Annotated in this window: 3 protein-coding genes; 2 read left to right on the forward strand and 1 reads right to left on the reverse strand. The window is 71.7% G+C overall.

Features of this window, described 5'->3' with window-relative positions; all coding sequences use genetic code 11:
• Positions 1 to 752, reverse strand: a 752-nt coding sequence (locus ACWEJ6_RS54590; RefSeq protein WP_452433663.1) for a phospholipid carrier-dependent glycosyltransferase, incomplete at its 3' end; no start/stop codon positions are given.
• 79 nt (positions 753 to 831) lie between these two features.
• Between ACWEJ6_RS54590 and rsmI the strand changes: the two genes are divergently transcribed.
• Together rsmI and ACWEJ6_RS54600 are read left to right on the forward strand one after the other, a co-directional pair.
• Positions 832 to 1,674 (forward strand): 16S rRNA (cytidine(1402)-2'-O)-methyltransferase, encoded by an 843-nt coding sequence (gene rsmI / locus ACWEJ6_RS54595; RefSeq protein ID WP_452433665.1) that lies wholly within the window; start codon positions 832 to 834, stop codon positions 1,672 to 1,674.
• 5 nt (positions 1,675 to 1,679) lie between these two features.
• Positions 1,680 to 2,374: phospholipid carrier-dependent glycosyltransferase (locus ACWEJ6_RS54600; protein WP_452433667.1), on the forward strand; the 695-nt coding region annotated here is incomplete at its 3' end.

The raw sequence follows: 2,374 nt of genomic DNA on the forward strand, positions 1-2,374 counted from the left end.
GCGAGGCAGACGCCGGCGGCCAGGCGCCAGGGCCGGGCGCCGAGCCAGGGGCCGTGGGGTGAGACGGGCGAGTTCTCGTACCAGGCGACCAGCCGTTCGCGGGCGCGGTCGCGGTCGACCACCAGGCAGGCGAAGGCCGCCAGCACCCAGAACATCAGGAACACGTCGAGCAGCGCCGTGCGGGACAGCACGTAGTGGAGGCCGTCGAGGGCCAGCAGCAGGCCGGCGAAGCAGCCGAGCAGCGTCGAACGGGTCATCCGGCGCGCCACCCGCGCCAGGACGAGGATCGACAACGTGCCGATCAGCGCAGCCGCGAACCGCCAGCCGAACGGGTTGAGCCCGAACAGCCACTCACCCGCGCCGATCATCCACTTGCCCAGCGGCGGGTGCACCACGTACGAGGCGCACTTGTCGAGCGTCTCCTGCGTGCACGACTGCCAGATGTCGGTCTTCCCGGCCAGGATCGCCTTGTCCGCGTCCTTGATCGTGACGCGCTCGACGCCCCAGTTGATCAGGGAGAAGGCGTCCTTCATGTAGTAGGTCTCGTCGAAGACCACGGCCCGCGGGTGGCCCAGGTTGACGAAGCGCAGGATGCCGCCGAAGAGCGTGACCAGCAGCGGGCCGACCCACCCCCACAGGACGCTGCCACGCATGGGGGGGATCACCCGGTCACGCAGGGACCGCGTCTGCGATTGACTCTCGCCGACCTCCGGGTTGTCGTAGGCCTGGTACGGGGAATCGGTCACCGCCATTCGGACATCGTACGGGCCCCAAGCCGTTAGGTACTGCAAGAATCACGGTCTAATTGGTATGCCCTGCCACAATGGTCGGGTGACTGGAGAAGGCAGGTTGGTGCTGGCCGGAGCCCCCATCGGTCAGGCGGGTGACGTCTCGCCGCGGCTGAGGGAGGTGCTCGCCGACGCCGACGTGGTGGCCGCCGAGGACACCAGACGGCTGCGCAGGCTCGCCACCGAGCTGGGCGTGGAGATCGGCGGCCGGGTGGTGTCCTACTACGACCAGAACGAGGCGGGCCGCGCCCAGGAGCTGGTCGAGGCGCTGAGACAGGGCCGCACGGTCGTGGTCATCACCGACGCCGGGATGCCCGGGGTGTCCGACCCCGGCTACCGCCTGACCCACCTGGCGGTCGAGGCGGGCATCACGGTGACCGCGCTGCCGGGGCCGAGCGCCGTCACCACGGCCCTCGCCGTGTCGGGGCTGGCCAGCGACAGGTTCTGCTTCGAGGGCTTCCCGCCGCGCAAGGCCGGCGACCGGGCGCGGCGGCTGTCCGCGCTGGCGGCCGAGGAGCGGACGATGGTCTTCTTCGAGGCCCCCCACCGGCTGGCCGAGTCGCTGGGCGCGATGGCCGAGGCGTTCGGGGCCGACCGGCCCGCCGCCGTCTGCCGCGAGCTGACCAAGACGTACGAGGAGGTGCGCCGCGGCGGTCTCGGCGAGCTGGCCGAGTGGGCCGCGGGCGGCGTCAAGGGCGAGATCACCGTGGTCGTCGCGGGCCGCGTGCCGGGGGCGGGCGAGCCCGACATGGACGAGCTGGTCGCCGAGGTCGACCGCCGGGTGGCCGAGGGCGAGCAGCGGAAGATCGCCATCGCCGACGTGGCCAAGGGCGCGGGCGTGCCGAGACGCGAACTTTATGACCTGGTGCACAAACGCATAGGGTGATCGACATGGGGGAGACGGCACGACGGCTGGTCCCGCCGTTCCAGGGGCGGCCCCTCTTAGGCTGGGCGGGGCCGCTGCTGGTCGCCCTCTTCGGCGGGTTGCTGCGGTTCGTCCGCCTGGGTGAGCCGAAGGCCGTCGTCTTCGACGAGACCTACTACGCCAAGGACGCCTGGTCCCTGCTTCGGTACGGCGTCGAGCGCGCGATGCTGGGCGACGCCAAGAACCCGATCGCCGACCGGCGGCTCATCGCCGGGAACCTGGACATCTTCCGCCAGTGCCCCCAGTCGTCCGACTGCGCCTCGTTCGTCGCGCATCCGCCGCTGGGCAAGTGGATGATCGGCGCGGGTGAGTGGCTGTTCGGGATGAACCCGTTCGGCTGGCGGTTCGCGGCGGCGCTGATCGGCACGTTGTCGATCCTCGTGCTGGCGCGGGTGGCGCGCCGGATGACCCGTTCGACGCTGCTGGGCTGCCTGGCCGGCCTGCTGCTGGCCCTCGACGGCCTGCATCTGGTGCTGTCCCGCACGGCGCTGCTCGACGTGTTCCTGATGTTCTGGGTGCTGGCGGCCTTCGCCTGCCTGGTGGTCGACCGCGACCGCGCCCGCGAGCGGCTGGTCGCCTGGTACGAGAACTCGCCCGTCTCACCCCACGGCCCCTGGCTCGGCGCCCGGCCCTGGCGCCTGGCCGCCGGCGTCTGCCTCGC

This window comes from Nonomuraea sp. NPDC004702 (genome assembly GCF_053601695.1).